General features: G+C 62.2%; 13 protein-coding genes. 12 read left to right on the top strand and 1 reads right to left on the bottom strand.

What is annotated here, in order from left to right; all coding sequences use genetic code 11:
- The first annotated feature begins 136 nt into the window (after positions 1 to 136).
- The 12 genes from GQX66_RS23730 (at position 137) to GQX66_RS23675 (ending at position 14,219) form a co-directional block, all read left to right on the top strand.
- Positions 137 to 805 carry a haloacid dehalogenase type II gene (locus GQX66_RS23730; protein WP_039768553.1) on the top strand — a complete coding sequence of 223 codons (669 nt, stop codon included), beginning with the start codon at positions 137 to 139 and terminating at the stop codon, positions 803 to 805.
- Positions 806 to 837: 32 nt separating this feature from the next.
- On the top strand, positions 838 to 2,112 hold the full coding sequence (locus GQX66_RS23725) for an FAD-binding oxidoreductase (RefSeq protein WP_240871831.1): 1,275 nt from the start codon (positions 838 to 840) through the stop codon (positions 2,110 to 2,112).
- A 94-nt stretch (positions 2,113 to 2,206) separates the two neighbouring features.
- Positions 2,207 to 3,844: an ABC transporter substrate-binding protein gene (locus tag GQX66_RS23720; protein ID WP_240871826.1), complete on the top strand. Its 1,638-nt coding sequence runs from the start codon at positions 2,207 to 2,209 to the stop codon at positions 3,842 to 3,844.
- A 47-nt stretch (positions 3,845 to 3,891) separates the two neighbouring features.
- Entirely contained in the window at positions 3,892 to 4,848 is a 957-nt protein-coding gene (locus GQX66_RS23715) for an ABC transporter permease (RefSeq protein WP_039768548.1), read from the top strand.
- Entirely contained in the window at positions 4,845 to 5,720 is an 876-nt protein-coding gene (locus GQX66_RS23710; protein ID WP_085603597.1) for an ABC transporter permease, read from the top strand. Before GQX66_RS23715 ends, GQX66_RS23710 begins: the two co-directional genes overlap by 4 nt.
- A 1-nt stretch (position 5,721) precedes the next feature.
- Complete coding sequence (locus tag GQX66_RS23705) at positions 5,722 to 7,563, top strand: ABC transporter ATP-binding protein (RefSeq protein ID WP_240871823.1); 1,842 nt, start codon at positions 5,722 to 5,724, stop codon at positions 7,561 to 7,563.
- The gene (locus tag GQX66_RS23700; RefSeq protein WP_240871822.1) at positions 7,560 to 7,868 is read left to right on the top strand and encodes a (2Fe-2S)-binding protein; all 309 of its coding nucleotides are present in this window, start codon (positions 7,560 to 7,562) and stop codon (positions 7,866 to 7,868) included. The genes GQX66_RS23705 and GQX66_RS23700 overlap by 4 nt, the downstream gene beginning before the upstream one ends.
- Positions 7,850 to 9,226 carry an FAD-dependent oxidoreductase gene (locus GQX66_RS23695; protein ID WP_240871821.1) on the top strand — a complete coding sequence of 459 codons (1,377 nt, stop codon included), beginning with the start codon at positions 7,850 to 7,852 and terminating at the stop codon, positions 9,224 to 9,226. The genes GQX66_RS23700 and GQX66_RS23695 overlap by 19 nt, the downstream gene beginning before the upstream one ends.
- Positions 9,223 to 10,377, top strand: coding sequence for an FAD-binding oxidoreductase (locus tag GQX66_RS23690; protein ID WP_102686143.1), 1,155 nt, complete (start codon positions 9,223 to 9,225; stop codon positions 10,375 to 10,377). Before GQX66_RS23695 ends, GQX66_RS23690 begins: the two co-directional genes overlap by 4 nt.
- A complete protein-coding gene (argE, locus tag GQX66_RS23685) occupies positions 10,374 to 11,531 on the top strand; it encodes an acetylornithine deacetylase (RefSeq protein WP_240871820.1) in 1,158 nt (385 codons plus the stop codon). Before GQX66_RS23690 ends, argE begins: the two co-directional genes overlap by 4 nt.
- A gap of 123 nt (positions 11,532 to 11,654) precedes the next feature.
- Positions 11,655 to 13,112, top strand: coding sequence for an NAD-dependent succinate-semialdehyde dehydrogenase (locus GQX66_RS23680; RefSeq protein ID WP_240871819.1), 1,458 nt, complete (start codon positions 11,655 to 11,657; stop codon positions 13,110 to 13,112).
- Positions 13,113 to 13,139: 27 nt separating this feature from the next.
- Positions 13,140 to 14,219, top strand: coding sequence for a tartrate dehydrogenase (locus tag GQX66_RS23675; RefSeq protein ID WP_085745644.1), 1,080 nt, complete (start codon positions 13,140 to 13,142; stop codon positions 14,217 to 14,219).
- A 54-nt stretch (positions 14,220 to 14,273) separates the two neighbouring features.
- Here the strand turns inward: GQX66_RS23675 and GQX66_RS23670 are convergent, their stop codons facing one another.
- Entirely contained in the window at positions 14,274 to 15,200 is a 927-nt protein-coding gene (locus tag GQX66_RS23670) for a glyoxylate/hydroxypyruvate reductase A (RefSeq protein WP_240871818.1), read from the bottom strand.
- Between the last annotated feature and the right edge of the window lie 22 nt (positions 15,201 to 15,222).

The raw sequence follows: 15,222 nt of genomic DNA, 5'->3' as shown, positions 1-15,222 counted from the left end.
GGAGGTCGCTTTTAACGCCATCTGCTGATTTCACGGTGTTGTAATGACGGTGTGCTGCAGCGTTGCATCGCTACTGCGCAAACCAGGCAAATGCTTGTAGCGCCATTGACCTCAACGAACTTCAGGAACGCACTCAATGAGCTTTCTTCGCCCCAAATTCATTACCTTCGACTGCTACGGAACGCTGACCAATTTCCACATGGGCACAATGACCCGCGAACTCTTCGCCGATCGCGTTCCCGCTGAGCAGATGGATCAGTTCGTCAAGGATTTCTCGGCCTATCGCCTGGACCAGGTCATGGGCGACTGGATGCCGTATGACGAGATTCTCAAGACCGCTCTGGCGCGTACCTGCAAGCGTTGGGGAATCGAATACCGCGAAGAAGGCCAGCTGTATTACGACGCCGTTCCGACCTGGGGCCCGCACCCGGACGTACCGGCCGGCCTGTCGAAAATCGCCGACAAGATTCCTCTGGTGATTTTCTCCAACGCCAGCAACAGCCAGATCATGTCCAACGTCGAAAAACTCGGCGCACCTTTTCACAAAGTCTTCACGGCCGAACAGGCACAAGCCTACAAACCTCGTCTGGCGGCGTTCGAGTACATGCTCGACAACCTCAACTGCGGCCCGGAAGACATCTTGCATGTGTCCTCCAGCTTCCGTTACGACCTGATGCCGGCCCACGACATGAAGATCAAGAACAAGGCCTTCGTCGCCCGTGGTCACGAAGTACCGGGCAACGCCTTCTACAGCTACCACCAGATCCCGGACATCGGCGGTCTGGCCGCACTGGTCGGCCTGTAACGACATCCTCATTGGCAAAGGCGGGATTGAACATGGGCAGTGAATCCTACTGGCTCGACAGCGCACCGGCCTTCACCGGCGCACAGCTCGGCGGTTTGCCCGGGCAAGTCGATGTGGCCATCGTCGGTGGCGGTTTCACCGGGCTGGCGGCGGCCCGGGCCCTGGCGCTCAAGGGCGCCAGTGTGGTGGTGCTGGAAGCCGGGCGGGTGATCGGCGAGGCTTCGGGACGCAATGGCGGGCAGTGCAACACGGGGGTGGCGCAGGATTACGCCAGCCTCAGCGCCAGCCTCGGTGCCGACCGGGCGAAAGCCTATTACCAGGCTTACGAAAGTGCCGTGCAAAGCGTTGTGTCGCTGGTCGAGCAGGAGCAGATCGCCTGTGACCTGCTGCGCAACGGCAAGCTGAAACTGGCGGCAAAACCGTTGCACTACGAAGGCCTGGCCCGCACCTGCGAGCTGATCCGCAACGAAGTCGATGCCGATGTTGAATTGCTGTCGGCCGAACAGACCCGCACCGAAGTCAACTCTGCGCAGTTCCATGGCGGCCTGTTGCAGCGCAATGGCGTGCAGATGCACGTCGGGCGTTTCGGCATCGGTCTGGCAGAAGCGGCGGTGCGTCACGGCGCGCTGATCCATGAGGGCACCTCGGTGCTCGACTGGAAAGCCCGGGCCGGCGGTTATCAGGTCAACACCAGCAAGGGTTCGCTGCACGCCGGGCAGGTTCTGCTGGCGACCGGTGTCTGTCAGCACGGTGGTCTGGGCTGGTATCGGCGGCGAATCGTACCGGTGGGCAGTTTCGTGATTGCCACCGAGGTCCTGCCGCGGGCGTTGATCGATCAGTTGCTGCCGGGGCGCCGCGCTTATGTCACCAGTCGAATGATCGGTAACTACTTCCGCCTGACCCCGGACAACCGCTTGCTGTTTGGCGGGCGCGCGCGGTTTGCCATGTCCGACAGTGTCAACGATGCCAAGAGCGGCAAGGTGCTGCAGGCGGCGATGATCCAGATGTTTCCGCAACTGGCCGGCGTCAGGATCGATTACTGCTGGGGCGGCCTGGTAGACATGACCTCCGACCGTTTGCCGCGAGCCGGCCAGCACGGTGGCGTGTTCCATTCGATGGGCTACAGCGGCCACGGCGTGCAGATGTCGGTGCACATGGGGCAGGTGATGGCCGACGTGATGGCCGGCAATGCCGAGGCCAACCCCTGGCGTGAACTCGACTGGCCGGCGATCCCCGGGCATTTCGGCAAGCCGTGGTTCCTGCCTTTCGTGGGCGCCTATTACCGCTTTCAGGACTATTTGCATTGAGCTGATGCTGTGGCTTTACCGTCGTTTGCGTTTCCAGGACGTTCCGGCCAACCGGAACACTTGAGCCTTCTTAATTTCGACAGGTAGCACTGAAATGACTGATCACAAGAATGACTCACCTCTGATCTCGGGCGAAGCAAGCCTGCGGGTGTTCGAAGGCCTCAATCGCGGCATGTCACGCCGTCACGCGTTGCAAATGCTCGGTGTGGCCGGCGTAGCGGCTGCCGGCGCCGGCAGCCTGTTCGGTGCCGCGGGCAAGCTGTTGGCCGATGACACGGCGACGCCGGGAAAAGGCAAGCAGGGTGGGCGGATACGTGTCGCTGGCATGTCCAGCTCCACGGCTGACACCCTCGACCCGGCCAAAGGTGCGCTGTCCACCGACTATGTGCGGCACTACATGTTCTACAACGGCCTGACCCGTTTCGACGCGCACCTGGTGCCGCAACTGGAGCTGGCCGAACGCATCGACAACACCGACGCGACCCTGTGGACGATCACCCTGCGCAAGGACGTGACGTTCCACAACGGCAAAACCCTCAGCGCGGCCGATGTGGTGTTCTCGCTGTCACGACACAAGGATCCGCTGACCGGCTCCAAAGTCATGCCACTGATGGAGCAATTCGCCGAAATCAAGGCCACGGGGGCCAACGAAGTACAGATTCGCCTGACTGCACCGAACGCCGAATTGCCGTCGATTCTGGCCGTCTCGCATCTGCTGATCGTTCCCGAAGGCACCACCGACTTCAACCAGGGCATTGGTACCGGACCGTTCAAGGTCAAGGAGTTCAAACCAGGTGTGCGTTCGGTTGCCGCACGCAACACCGGCTACTGGAAGCCTGGCCTGCCGTACCTCGACGAAATCGAATTCATCGCCATTGGCGACGAGCCGTCGCGGGTCAACGCGCTGCTGTCCGGCGACGTGCACATGATCAACGAGGTCAACCCACGCTCCACCGACCGGATCAAGGCCAGCGCCAGACACCGGGTCGTTGATGCGCCGTCGGGCAACTACACTGATTTGATCATCCGTCAGGATCAGTTGCCGGGTCAGAACGCCGATTTCACCCAGGCGATGAAGTACCTGCTCGATCGCGAACAGATCAAGTCGGCGGTGTTCCGCGGCTTTGCCGTGGTCGGCAACGATCATCCGATCGCGCCCGGCTCGCGCTACTACAACAGCGACCTGCCGCAAACGGTCTACGACCCGGAAAAAGCCAAATTCCTGCTGAAAAAAGCGGGCATGGAAAACATCAGCATGGAGCTGTTTGCGTCCCCTGCCGCAACGGGTTCCGTCGATATCGCAGTGCTGTTGCAGCAGTCGGCCAAACAGGCCGGGCTCAAACTCGACGTCAAGCGCCTGCCGAGCGACGGCTACTGGTCCAACCACTGGATGAAGCACCCGATCAGCTTCGGCAACATCAACCCACGTCCGAACGCCGACGTGATGTTCTCGCAGTTCTTCCAGTCGAAGGCGCCGTGGAACGAGTCCGGCTGGAAGAACGAGCAGTTCGATCAGTTGCTGATGCTCGCCCGCGGCGAAACCGACGATGCCAAGCGCGGCAAGATGTACGCAGACATGCAGACCCTGGTGCACGACCACTGTGGCATCGGCATTCCGGTGTTCATCAGCAACATCGACGGCGTCGATCAACGGATCAAGGGCTACGGCAGCAACCCGCTCGGCGGCTTCATGGGTTACATGTTCGCCGAGCAGGTCTGGCTGGACGCTTGAACAGAGCCGTCGAAATGAACGGCAAGCCAGGTGCAGGAGGGTAGGCGATGAATAGCAGCACACTGTGGTTGATCGGTCGACGGCTGGGCGCCGCGATCGTGACTTTGTTGATCGTATCGATGGTCGTGTTCGCGATCACGGCGGTACTGCCTGGAGACGCGGCACAACAATCCCTTGGCCAGTTTGCCACCCCGGAGCAGGTGGCGGCGCTGCGCCTGAAACTGGGGCTCGATCAACCCGGTGTGGTGCGTTACCTGCACTGGTTGATGAGCCTGCTCAGTGGCGATATGGGCGTGTCGGTATCGAACGCGATGCCGGTTGTCGAGCTGATGGCCGGGCGTGTGCCCAACACCCTGATGCTGGCGGCCGCCACGGCGCTGGTGTCGGTGCCGGTGGCGCTGGTTCTCGGCATCGGCTCGGCGATGGGCCGGGGCGGGCGGATCGACAGTGTCCTGAGTTTCACCACCCTGGCCATGGTCGCGGTGCCGGAGTTTCTGGTGGCGACCCTCGCGGTGCTGATCTTTGCGGTAAACCTGGGCTGGTTGTCGGCGCTGTCCTATGCCAGCGACATCACTTCACCGTGGCAATTCATGCGCACCTACGCCTTGCCGGTGATGACGCTGTGCTGCGTGATCGTTGCGCAAATGGCGCGGATGACCCGCGCGGCAGTGATCGACCAGCTCGACAGCCCCTACGTGGAAATGGCCCGGCTCAAAGGCGTCAGTCCGATGCGCATCGTACTGCGCCACGCTTTGCCCAATGCCATCGGGCCGATCGCCAATGCGATTGCGCTGAGCCTGTCGTATCTGCTCGGCGGGGTGGTGATTGTCGAAACCATCTTCAACTATCCCGGCATCGCCAGCCTGATGGTCGATGCCGTGACCAACCGTGACATGGCACTGGTGCAGGCCTGCACCATGTTGTTCTGTACGGCTTATCTGGGTCTGGTGCTGATTGCCGACCTGTGCGCGATTCTGTCCAATCCGAGGCTGAGAAACCAATGAACAATCTCATTGTGAAATCGACGCCCGCAGCCCCCGATCTGTCAGCCGGCAAGGTGTCTCACGGGCCCGTATGGCTGGGACTCATCGGCGCGGCCATCTGCGTTATCTGGTTGCTGGTTGCATTATTCGGCCCGTGGCTGGCGCCGCATCCGGTCGGCGAGGTGGTCTCGGGCAACGTGTTCGACAACATCAGCGCGGTGTACCCGTTCGGCACTGATTATCTGGGCCGCGACATGCTCAGCCGGGTGCTCGTCGGCGCACGCTTCACCGTGGGCCTGGCGTTGATTGCGGCGGTGCTGGCCAGTGCTCTGGGCACCGGTTGTGCGCTGCTGTCGGTGGTGTCGCCGAAGTGGCTGGACGAAGTGATCAGCCGCTTGATGGACGCCTTTATCTCGATCCCGAGCAAGATGCTCGCGTTGATCATGGTTTCGGCGTTCGGCTCTTCAGTGACTCTGCTGATCAGCACGGCGGTGTTGAGCTTCGCCCCGGGCGCGTTCCGTATCGCCCGCAGCATGGCGGTGAACATCGAAGCGCTGGAGTATGTGCAGGTCGCCCGAACCCGTGGCGAGCGGCGTTTGTACATCGCCTGCGTGGAGATCCTGCCGAACATGCTCAACCCGGTGCTCACTGACCTGGGCTTGCGGTTTGGTTTCATCGTGCTGCTGCTTAGCGGCATGAGCTTTCTCGGGCTGGGCGTGCAACCGCCGGATGCCGACCTCGGTTCGCTGGTGCGGGAAAACATCGGCGGCCTCAATCAGGGCGCCCCGGCCATCGTCATCCCGGCGCTGGCCATCGGCACCCTGACCATCGGCGTGAATCTGTTTATCGACAGATTGTCGTCGCGACGTAGTCGCCGCACGGGAGGCCATTGAAATGACCCAATTGATTCGAGTTGAAGACCTGCGCGTGGTCGCTTGCGGCGAGCACGGGGAAACCGAAATCGTCAAAGGCGTGAGCTTTGCCCTGGAACAAGGTGAAGTGCTGGCGTTGATCGGCGAATCGGGCTCGGGCAAGACCACCATTGCCCTCGCTCTGTTGGGGTACGCCCGACGGGGCTGTCGGTTGTCCGGCGGCGTGGTACAGGTCGGCGAGCACGACATGCTCGCGCTCAGCGAGCAGCAATTGCAGGGCCTGCGCGGTAATCGGGTGTCGTATATCGCGCAGAGCGCTGCGGCGGCTTTCAACCCGGCGAAGAAGCTGATCGACCAAGTGGTGGAGGGCGCCTTGATTCACGGCCTCGGCACCCGCGCCACCCTTGAGGCCAAGGCCATTGAGCTGTTCCGCGATTTGGCCCTGCCAGACCCGGATCACATCGGTCAGCGTTACCCGCACCAGGTGTCCGGGGGGCAATTGCAGCGGGTGATGGCGGCAATGGCGCTGATCAGTGATCCGTTGCTGGTCATCCTCGACGAACCGACCACGGCGCTCGATGTGACGACCCAGATCGACGTGTTGCGTGCGTTCAAGCGCGTGGTGCGTGACCGTGGCGCGACAGCGGTGTATGTGTCCCATGACCTGGCCGTGGTGGCGCAAATGGCCGATCAGATTGTCGTGCTCAATGGCGGCCAGATCTTCGAACAAAGCGCTACGGCGGCGCTCCTCAAAGGCCCGAGTCATGAATACACCCGCAGTCTGCTGGCGGCCGCGCGGCCGGACACGACAATTCGCCCACCTGGCGGTATTGCCGAAGAAACCCCGCTGCTGACCATTCGCGGCCTGACCGCCGGTTACGGCAACAAGAACACCCAGGGCATGCCGGCCATTCGTGTACTGGAAGACATTGATCTGACCGTGCGCCGGGGCCAGGCGATTGGCGTGATCGGCGAGTCGGGTTCGGGCAAGTCAACGCTGGCCCGCGTGGTCGCAGGCCTGCTCACGCCGGCATTGGGCGGGCTGACCTTTGACGGGCAACCGCTGGGCGGTTGTCTGTCCGAACGCACCGACGAGCAATTCCGGCGAATCCAGATGGTGTTCCAGAACGCCGACACGGCGCTCAATCCGATGCACAGCATCAGCACGATTCTGAGTCGGCCGCTGAAGATGTATTTCAACCTCAAAGGCGCGGCGTTGCGCGAGCGTATCGGCGAATTGCTGGATCTGGTGCGCCTGCCGCGAGCCTTGGCCGAGCGTCGTCCGAGCGAGTTGTCCGGCGGGCAGAAACAGCGGGTGAGCCTGGCGCGGGCACTGGCGGCCAAACCCGATCTGATCCTTTGCGATGAAGTGACCTCGGCGCTGGACACCGTGGTCGGTGCAGCGATTCTTGAATTGCTCCGCGACTTGCGTGAGCAGCTCGGCGTGTCCTACCTGTTCATCAGTCATGACATCTCCACCGTGCGCGCGCTGTGCGATGACGTGGTGGTGATGTACAGCGGCCACAAGGTTCAGGCCGGCAGCCGCCAGTCGTTTGCGCAGGCGCCGTTCCATCCCTACACCGATCTGTTGATTCACTCGGTGCCGGAGCTGCGCCAGGGCTGGCTGGAAACCTGCGGGACGACTTGCGGCGAACTGCCGCCCATCGGGCCCAAAGCCAATGTCGCCGAGCTGTGCACCTTCCTCAATCGCTGCCCGGTGCGTGTCGATGGCCTGTGCAACCGTACGGCACCCAACCGCCGAATCATCGACGGTGGCAGTGAAATTCTTTGCCACCACGACAGCGTCGAACTGCTGAAAACCCAGCGGGACGTGACCATCTTGAATCAGGGAGCCTATGCATGAGTGCTCGTTTTGTGAGACTGGCCGAGCAGGGCCGGGTGACCGTCGGGTTGACCGTGGATGGCGTGCCCATCAAGGCGTTGCAGGGCGACACACTGATGGTCGCATTGCTCACTCAGGGCAATGCGTTGCGCCAGTCGGAATTCGATAGCGGTCGACGTGCCGGGTTCTGCCTGATGGGCGCCTGCCAGGATTGCTGGGTGTGGACGCGCAGCGGCGAACGTCTGCGTGCGTGCTCCAATGAAGTCCGTGAAGGGCTGGATCTCGTCACCACACAACCGGAGGCGACATGGCCACTGCACGGGTAGTTATCGTCGGCGCCGGCCCTGCGGGGATTCGCTGCGCCGAGACGTTGGTGAAGGCCGGCATCAAACCGGTCCTGATCGATGAAAATCGCCGCGACGGCGGCCAGATCTATCGTCGCCAACCCGAAGGTTTCACCCGCGACTACCGCGCGCTGTACGGCACTGAAGCGGCCAAGGCGCGCGACCTGCACGAGAGTTTCGAGCGCTTGCGCCCACACATCGATTACCGGCCCGACACGCTGGTGTGGAATCTGGTGCCCAGGCAGTTGAGCTGCGTCAGTCAGGGTCACCATACGACGGTGGACTTCGACGCGTTGATCCTGTGTACCGGCGCCACGGACCGTTTGATGCCCATTGAAGGCTGGCAGCTGGCGGGCACCTACAGCCTCGGCGGGGCGCAGATCGCGCTCAAGTCGCAGGCGGTTTCCATCGGCCATCGCGTGGTGTTCATGGGCAGTGGTCCGCTGCTGTATCTGGTGGCCAGCCAGTATGTGAAGGCCGGCGCCAACGTCGCCGCAGTGCTTGATACATCGCCGATGAGCAAGCGCATTGTAGCGCTGCCGAAGATGCTCGCGCGGCCCGGGGTGTTGTTTACCGGGATGAAACTGTTGGCGCAGTTGTATCAGGCGAAAATACCGGTGCATCTGGGGATCAAGCCGGAGCTCATATCGGGAGATGCCACTAGCGGCGTCAGTGGCGTGCGCGTGCGCTCAGCCAAAGGCGAAACCCTGGACATCGATTGCGATGCCGTGGCCCTGGGGTATCACTTGCGTCCGGAAACCCAGCTGGCCGATCTGGCCGGGTGTCGCATGCGTTTTGATGAAGCGTCCGGCCAGTGGTGGCTGGCGCTTGATGAAGAGGGCCGTACTTCGGTCAGCGGTGTGTACGCCGCCGGCGACGGGGCCAAGATTCGCGGTGCCGATGCAGCTGAACATGCCGGACGCCTGGTGGCGATGGCGCTGCTGGAGGATCAGCAACAACCGGTGGATGCCGGTTTTCGCGCAGAGCAACGGCGCGCACTGGCGGTAATGGATCAGTTCCGCCTCGGTCTGGCGCAGGCATTTCCCTGGCCCGCCGAACAGGCCGGGGCGTTGCCGGATTCGGCGATCGTCTGTCGCTGCGAGATGATCAGCGCGGGCGAACTGCGCCGTACGGTCAGCGAAAAGGGTGCGTGCGAAGTCAATCGGGCCAAAGCTTTCAGTCGGGTCGGCATGGGCCGTTGCCAGGGCCGCTACTGCTCGCAGGCCTGCGCCGAAGTGATTGCCGCCGCGGCTGGCGTGAGTGTGCAACAGGTCGGTCGCCAACGCGGTCAGGCCCCCGTCAAACCGTTGCCGATGGTCATCATCGAGGAGCCGTCATGAACTCGCAGAAAAGTGATGTATTGATTATCGGCGGCGGCATCATGGGTGCGGCGTCAGCGTTTTTCCTGCGTCAGCGCGGGCACTCCGTGACCCTGCTCGAGCGCGACCTGATTGGCCAATACGCCAGCGGCGTCAACTTCGGCAACGTGCGGCGTCAGGGTCGTTATCTGGGGCAACTGGAGTTGGCCAACCGTTCCTTTGCGCTGTGGAAGCGCTTGCCGGAGCTGATTGACGACGATCTGGAATTCATCGCCAGCGGCCACATGCGTGTGTGTTACCGCGAAGACGAAATTGCCGAGCTCGAAGCGTATGCCGCTGCGCCGGAAGCAGCGCAACTGGATCTGCAGGTCTATCGCGGCGCTGAACTGCATCGGCGCTTTCCGTTTCTTGGGCCGGACGTGAAGGGGGGCTCCTACGCGCCGCACGACGGTCACGCCAACCCGCGTCTGGCGGCGCCGGCATTCGCTCGGGCGGCGCGGCGGATCGGTGCGCGTATCGAAGAACAGACCGAAGTGGCCGAAGTGCAGAAAATCGGAAGCGAGTTCAGCGTCACCACCACCGATGGCCGGCAATATCGCGCCGCACAACTGCTGATCACTGCCGGCGCCTGGGGCGAGAAACTGTCCGCGCAGTTCGGCGAACCGGTTCCGCTGGACACCCATGGCCCGCAGATGGCGGTGACGGAACCGGTGCCATACGCCTTGCCGACGGTGATTGGGGTGTTCACCAAAATACCTGAGGAAGTCATTTATTTCCGGCAGATTCCGCGCGGCAACATCATCATTGGCGGCGGCTATCGCAGCAAACCGGACATGGTCAATCGCCGCGCCTATGTCGAGCCGCGCAGCATCCTCAACCAGATCCGGCAAATGCGCCGACTGTTGCCGGGTGTCGGCAATCTGAACATCATCCGGGTCTGGAGCGGCATCGAAAGCTATCTGCCGGACTCGCTGCCGATCATGGGGCCAAGCGGTACGGTCGATGGCCTGTATTACGCGTTCGGCTTCTGCGGTCATGGTTTCCAGTTGGGGCCGGGCGTCGGTGACGTCATGGCTGAGCTGATCAGCACCGGCAGCACTTCCACGTTGATCGAACCCTTTTCCATACGCCGGTTCGCCCCCTTGGCCGAACAACGGAGCAAAGCCTCATGAAACCCCGTGTACTGGAGATTCTCAAACGATTGATTGCGTTCGATACCGTGTCGTCGGAGTCGAACATGGCGTTGATCGAGTACGTTCGCGAGTTGCTGCTGAGCAAGGGCATCGAGTCGCTGATCGTCAAGGACGAAAGCGGCAAGAAGGCCAATCTGTTTGCCAGCACCGGCCCGAAAGACCAACCGGGCATTCTGCTGTCCGGGCACACCGACGTGGTGCCAGCAGCGGGGCAGGCGTGGACGGTTCCACCGTTCCAGGTGACGGAGCAGAACGGGCGGGTTTACGGGCGCGGCAGTTGCGACATGAAAGGCTTTATCGCGCTGGCCATCGACGCCATGCTTGAGGCTGCTGAACATTCCCTCAGCCGTCCGCTGCAACTGGCGCTGTCACACGACGAGGAAATCGGCTGCGTTGGCGTGCGGCGTTTGCTCGATGTGCTGCATCTGGCGCCGGTGCGGCCGTTTCTGTGCCTGATCGGCGAACCGACCAATATGCAGTTTGTGCTGGGGCACAAGGGCAAGGGCTCATATCGCACCTATTGTCGGGGGCTGGAGGCGCATTCTTCGCTGGCGCCGCGGTCGGTCAACGCGATCCACGTGGCCTGCGATTTCATCGCAGCGTTGCGTGAATCCCAGCGCCAACTGCAGGAGCAAGGCGCCCGGGATGCCGATTACGACGTGCCTTACACCACCGTGCACGTCGGCCAGATCGGCGGTGGCCGGGCGCTGAATATCGTGCCGAATCTGTGCACGGTGGATTTTGAAGTGCGCAATTTGCCGGCCGATGATCTGGAACAGATTCTCGCGCAGATGCAGGAGCGTGCCGAGGTGATCGTGCGCGAGGCGAAGAAGCTCTCGAGCGTGGCGGCCATCGAGATTGAAACGGTCAACGTCTACCCCGGACTGGACACCCACCCGAGCGTCGAAGCGGTACGGTTCCTGAAAAATTTCGCGGCGCCGGATACCGCGACGTCCAAGGTTTCGTTCGGCACGGAAGGCGGGTTGTTCAAGCAGCGTCTGGATGTGCCAGTAGTTGTCTGCGGGCCAGGTTCGATCGAGCAGGCGCACAAGCCCGACGAGTTTATCGAGATCAGCCAGATGGAAGCGGGGGAGCGCTTTCTGGAGGGTTTGCTCGGTTCGCTGAAACGATAGAAAACAGCAGTTCTGCTGTTCCACCGCCAATTTCAGCAGCCGACACTGTCCGCTACGCGCTTTCAGCATCCTCATCCGTCGAGTCTCCCTAGACTGGAATCTGTCTCGGATCAGGACTCGACCATGCTCAAGAATCGTTTGAAAGACCCCGGTCTTCTCGCAGAACTCGCTTATGTGAACGGCCAGTGGATCGGCGCCGATGACCTCGCGACCCTGGATGTCGTCGACCCGGCCAGCGGCGAATTGATCGGCCGCGTGCCCGCCATGCAAGGCGTGGAAACCCGACGCGCCATCGATGCCGCCGAACGGGCCTGGCCCGCCTGGCGGGCACGACCGGCCGCCGACCGTGCGGCGCTGCTGGAGCGTTGGTATCAGGCGATGATCGACAACCTCGACGATCTGGCGCTGATCATGACCTGCGAACAAGGCAAGCCGCTGAACGAAGCCAAAGGTGAAATCCGCTACGGCGCGGGTTTCGTCAAATGGTTTGCCGAAGAGGCGCGGCGGATTTACGGCGAAACCATGCCGGCCCCCAGCGGCGACCGCCGACTGTTGACCCTCAAGCAACCGGTGGGTGTCTGCGCGGCGATCACACCGTGGAATTTCCCCAACGCGATGATTACCCGCAAGTGTGCACCGGCCCTGGCGGCGGGGTGCCCGATCATCGTCAAGCCGTCGGATCTGACGCCGCTGTCGGCGCTGGCGTTGGCGGTGTTGGCTGAGCGCGTCGGCATTCCGGCCGGGGTGTTCAATGTGCTGACCGGCATGCCCGCCGGGATTGGCGAAGAGCTGACCGGCAACCCGACGGTGCGCAAGATTTCCTTCACCGGTTCCACGGCGGTGGGCCGTTTGCTGATGCGCCAGAGTGCCGAGCACATCAAGCGATTGAGCCTGGAGCTCGGCGGCAACGCACCGTTCATTGTGTTTGACGACGCTGATCTTGAGCAGGCGATTACCGGGATCATGCTGAGCAAGTTTCGCAACGCCGGGCAGACCTGCGTCTGCGCCAACCGGATTCTGGTACAGAACGGCATTTACCCGCGTTTTGCCCAGCGTCTGGTCGAGAAGGTCGGCAAGCTCAAGGTCGGCAATGGCCTGCAAGACAACGTGACCATTGGCCCGCTGATCAACAAGGCGGCCGTGAGCAAGGTGGCCCGCCACATCGATGATGCATTGAGCCAGGGCGCGCAGCTGCTTTGCGGTGGCGTTCCCGAGGGTGACAGTCAATTTGTGCAACCGACGGTGCTTGGCGATGCCCACGCCGGCATGCTCCTGGCCAACGAAGAAACCTTCGGACCGGTCGCGCCGCTGATGCGGTTCACCGACGAAGCCGAAGCCTTGGCGCTGGCCAACGCCACGCCGTTTGGCCTCGGCGCGTATTACTTCACTCAAGATTTGCGTCGCTCATGGCGTTTCGGCGAAGCGCTGGAATTCGGCATGGTTGGCCTCAACACCGGAATCATCTCCATGGAAGTCGCGCCGTTCGGCGGCATCAAGCAATCGGGGCTGGGCCGTGAAGGCAGCAAATACGGTCTTGACGAATACCTTGAAGTCAAAGCCTTCCACATCGGCGGCTTGTAACTTCACAACAACGGGGAGCCACAACTGATGAGCAAGGTCTTCAAGATCGCCGCGATTGCCGGCGACGGGATTGGCAAGGAAGTGCTGCCCGAGGGGCTGCGGGTGCTGGAGCAGGCCGCGAAAAAATGGCAGCTGGACTTGAGCATTGAAGTGCTCGACTGGGCGCATTGCGATTACTACCTGGAACACGGGCAGATGATGCCCGAGGACTGGTTCGAACAGCTCAAGGGCTTCGACGCGATTTACTTCGGCGCCGTGGGCTGGCCGGAGAAAGTGCCGGACCATATTTCCCTGTGGGGGTCGCTGCTGAAATTCCGTCGCGACTTCGACCAGTACGTGAATATCCGCCCGGTGCGCTTGTTCCCCGGGGTGCCATGCCCGTTGGCCGGGCGCGAACCGGGGGACATCGATTTCGTGGTGATTCGCGAGAACACCGAAGGTGAATATTCATCGGTCGGCGGCAAGATGTTCGAAGGCACCGAGCATGAGTTCGTGCTGCAGGAATCGGTGTTCACCCGCCGGGGTGTCGACCGGATTCTCAAGTTCGCCTTCGACCTGGCCCAGACCCGGCCACGCAAGCGCCTGACCGCAGCGACCAAGTCCAACGGCATTTCGATCAGCATGCCTTATTGGGACGAGCGCACCGCGCTGATGGCTGCGCAGTACCCGCAGGTGACGTGGGACAAGCAGCACATCGATATCTTGTGCGCGCGCTTCGTTCTGCAACCGGATCGGTTCGATGTGGTGGTGGCGTCGAACCTGTTCGGCGACATCCTCTCCGACCTCGGGCCGGCGTGTGCCGGAACCATCGGCATTGCGCCGTCGGCCAACCTTGATCCGCAGCGACGTTTTCCGTCGCTGTTCGAGCCGGTGCATGGTTCGGCGCCGGACATCTATGGGCAGAACATCGCCAACCCGATTGCGATGATTTGGTCCGGGGCGCTGATGCTCGATTTCCTGGGCAACGGTGACGAGCGTTATCGCGCAGCACACGACGGGATCCTGCAGGCGATCGAGCGGGTGATCGCCGAGGGCCCGATCACCCCGGACCTGGGCGGGAAGGGCTCGACCCAGGATGTCGGCAGGGCCATCGCCGAGTTCCTCTGAAGCATCGTCATCCTCTGCACGAGTGAGCCTGCTCGCTCGTGCAGAGGGTCTGAATCAGTAACCTTTGCTGCGGTCGATCTGACCGCTCATGGACTCGCCGCGCTCGAAGCGGCGGATGTTTTCCAGCAGGACAGCAAATGCGCTTTCCGGCTGGGTCATCGCCGCGATATGCGGCGTCAGCAGAATCTGCGGATGGCCCCAGAAGGGATGATCCGCCGGCGCCGGTTCGTTCTGCACCACATCCAGCACCGCGCCGCTCAGTTGCCCGCTGTCCAGCGCCTGGAGCAAGTCTTCTTCCACCAGATGCCCACCGCGCCCCATGTTGATCAGGGCCGCGCCACGCGGTAATTGCCGAAACAACTCACGATTGAGAATGCCACGGGTCTGCTCGGTTAGCGGCAATACGCACATCAGAATGTCGCATTGGCTCAGAAACGCCGGCAGTTGCTCGCGACCGGCAAAGCACTCGACGCCGGCAATCCGATGCGCACTGCGCGCCCAGCCCTTGAGGGCAAAGCCAAGGGGCTGCAAGGTGGCGAGAATCTGCTGCGCCTGAGTACCGAGGCCCATCACCCCCACCCGACGCTGATGCGCCGGCTGCAGCAGGTGCGCCTGCCAACACCGCGCCATCTGCTGCTGGCGATAGCGCAACATGTCCCGGTGCAAAGCGAGCACGGCAAAACTGGCGTACTCGCACATGCCTTGGGTGATCCCGGGATCGAGCAGGCGCACCACCGGAAGACTTGGCGGGATACGGCTCAGGTCCAGTTGATCGACGCCGGCCGACAACGCAAACAACACCTGCAGATTCGGCAGCACCGTCTGCAGATCCTCCGGCGCCTGCCACGCCGCCAGGTATTTGATGTCTGCGGGATCGCCGATGTCCGGCCAGGCGCGCCATTCGATATCCGGGGCATGTTCGGCGAACAGTGCTTTCCACCGTTCGCCGCGCACGGGGTCAGCTTTGTAGAGCAGGGCCATGGTCAATTCCTGAGGAGGTTGA

Source organism: Pseudomonas sp. B707 (assembly GCF_022496685.1).
GTDB classification, from domain to species: Bacteria; Pseudomonadota; Gammaproteobacteria; order Pseudomonadales; family Pseudomonadaceae; genus Aquipseudomonas; species Aquipseudomonas paraglycinae.
Note: the sequence above shows the minus strand (reverse complement) of the source record. Positions and strands in the feature narration are given on the sequence as shown.

Coding starts and splice junctions, on each gene's coding strand:
- GQX66_RS23675 (WP_085745644.1), top strand. CDS start 13,140: ATGAGCAAGGTCTTCAAGATCGCCGCGATTGCCGGCGACGGGATTGGC.
- GQX66_RS23680 (WP_240871819.1), top strand. CDS start 11,655: ATGCTCAAGAATCGTTTGAAAGACCCCGGTCTTCTCGCAGAACTCGCT.
- GQX66_RS23700 (WP_240871822.1), top strand. CDS start 7,560: ATGAGTGCTCGTTTTGTGAGACTGGCCGAGCAGGGCCGGGTGACCGTC.
- GQX66_RS23695 (WP_240871821.1), top strand. CDS start 7,850: ATGGCCACTGCACGGGTAGTTATCGTCGGCGCCGGCCCTGCGGGGATT.
- GQX66_RS23690 (WP_102686143.1), top strand. CDS start 9,223: ATGAACTCGCAGAAAAGTGATGTATTGATTATCGGCGGCGGCATCATG.
- GQX66_RS23720 (WP_240871826.1), top strand. CDS start 2,207: ATGACTGATCACAAGAATGACTCACCTCTGATCTCGGGCGAAGCAAGC.
- argE (WP_240871820.1), top strand. CDS start 10,374: ATGAAACCCCGTGTACTGGAGATTCTCAAACGATTGATTGCGTTCGAT.
- GQX66_RS23730 (WP_039768553.1), top strand. CDS start 137: ATGAGCTTTCTTCGCCCCAAATTCATTACCTTCGACTGCTACGGAACG.
- GQX66_RS23725 (WP_240871831.1), top strand. CDS start 838: ATGGGCAGTGAATCCTACTGGCTCGACAGCGCACCGGCCTTCACCGGC.
- GQX66_RS23670 (WP_240871818.1), bottom strand. CDS start 15,200: ATGGCCCTGCTCTACAAAGCTGACCCCGTGCGCGGCGAACGGTGGAAA.
- GQX66_RS23705 (WP_240871823.1), top strand. CDS start 5,722: ATGACCCAATTGATTCGAGTTGAAGACCTGCGCGTGGTCGCTTGCGGC.
- GQX66_RS23710 (WP_085603597.1), top strand. CDS start 4,845: ATGAACAATCTCATTGTGAAATCGACGCCCGCAGCCCCCGATCTGTCA.
- GQX66_RS23715 (WP_039768548.1), top strand. CDS start 3,892: ATGAATAGCAGCACACTGTGGTTGATCGGTCGACGGCTGGGCGCCGCG.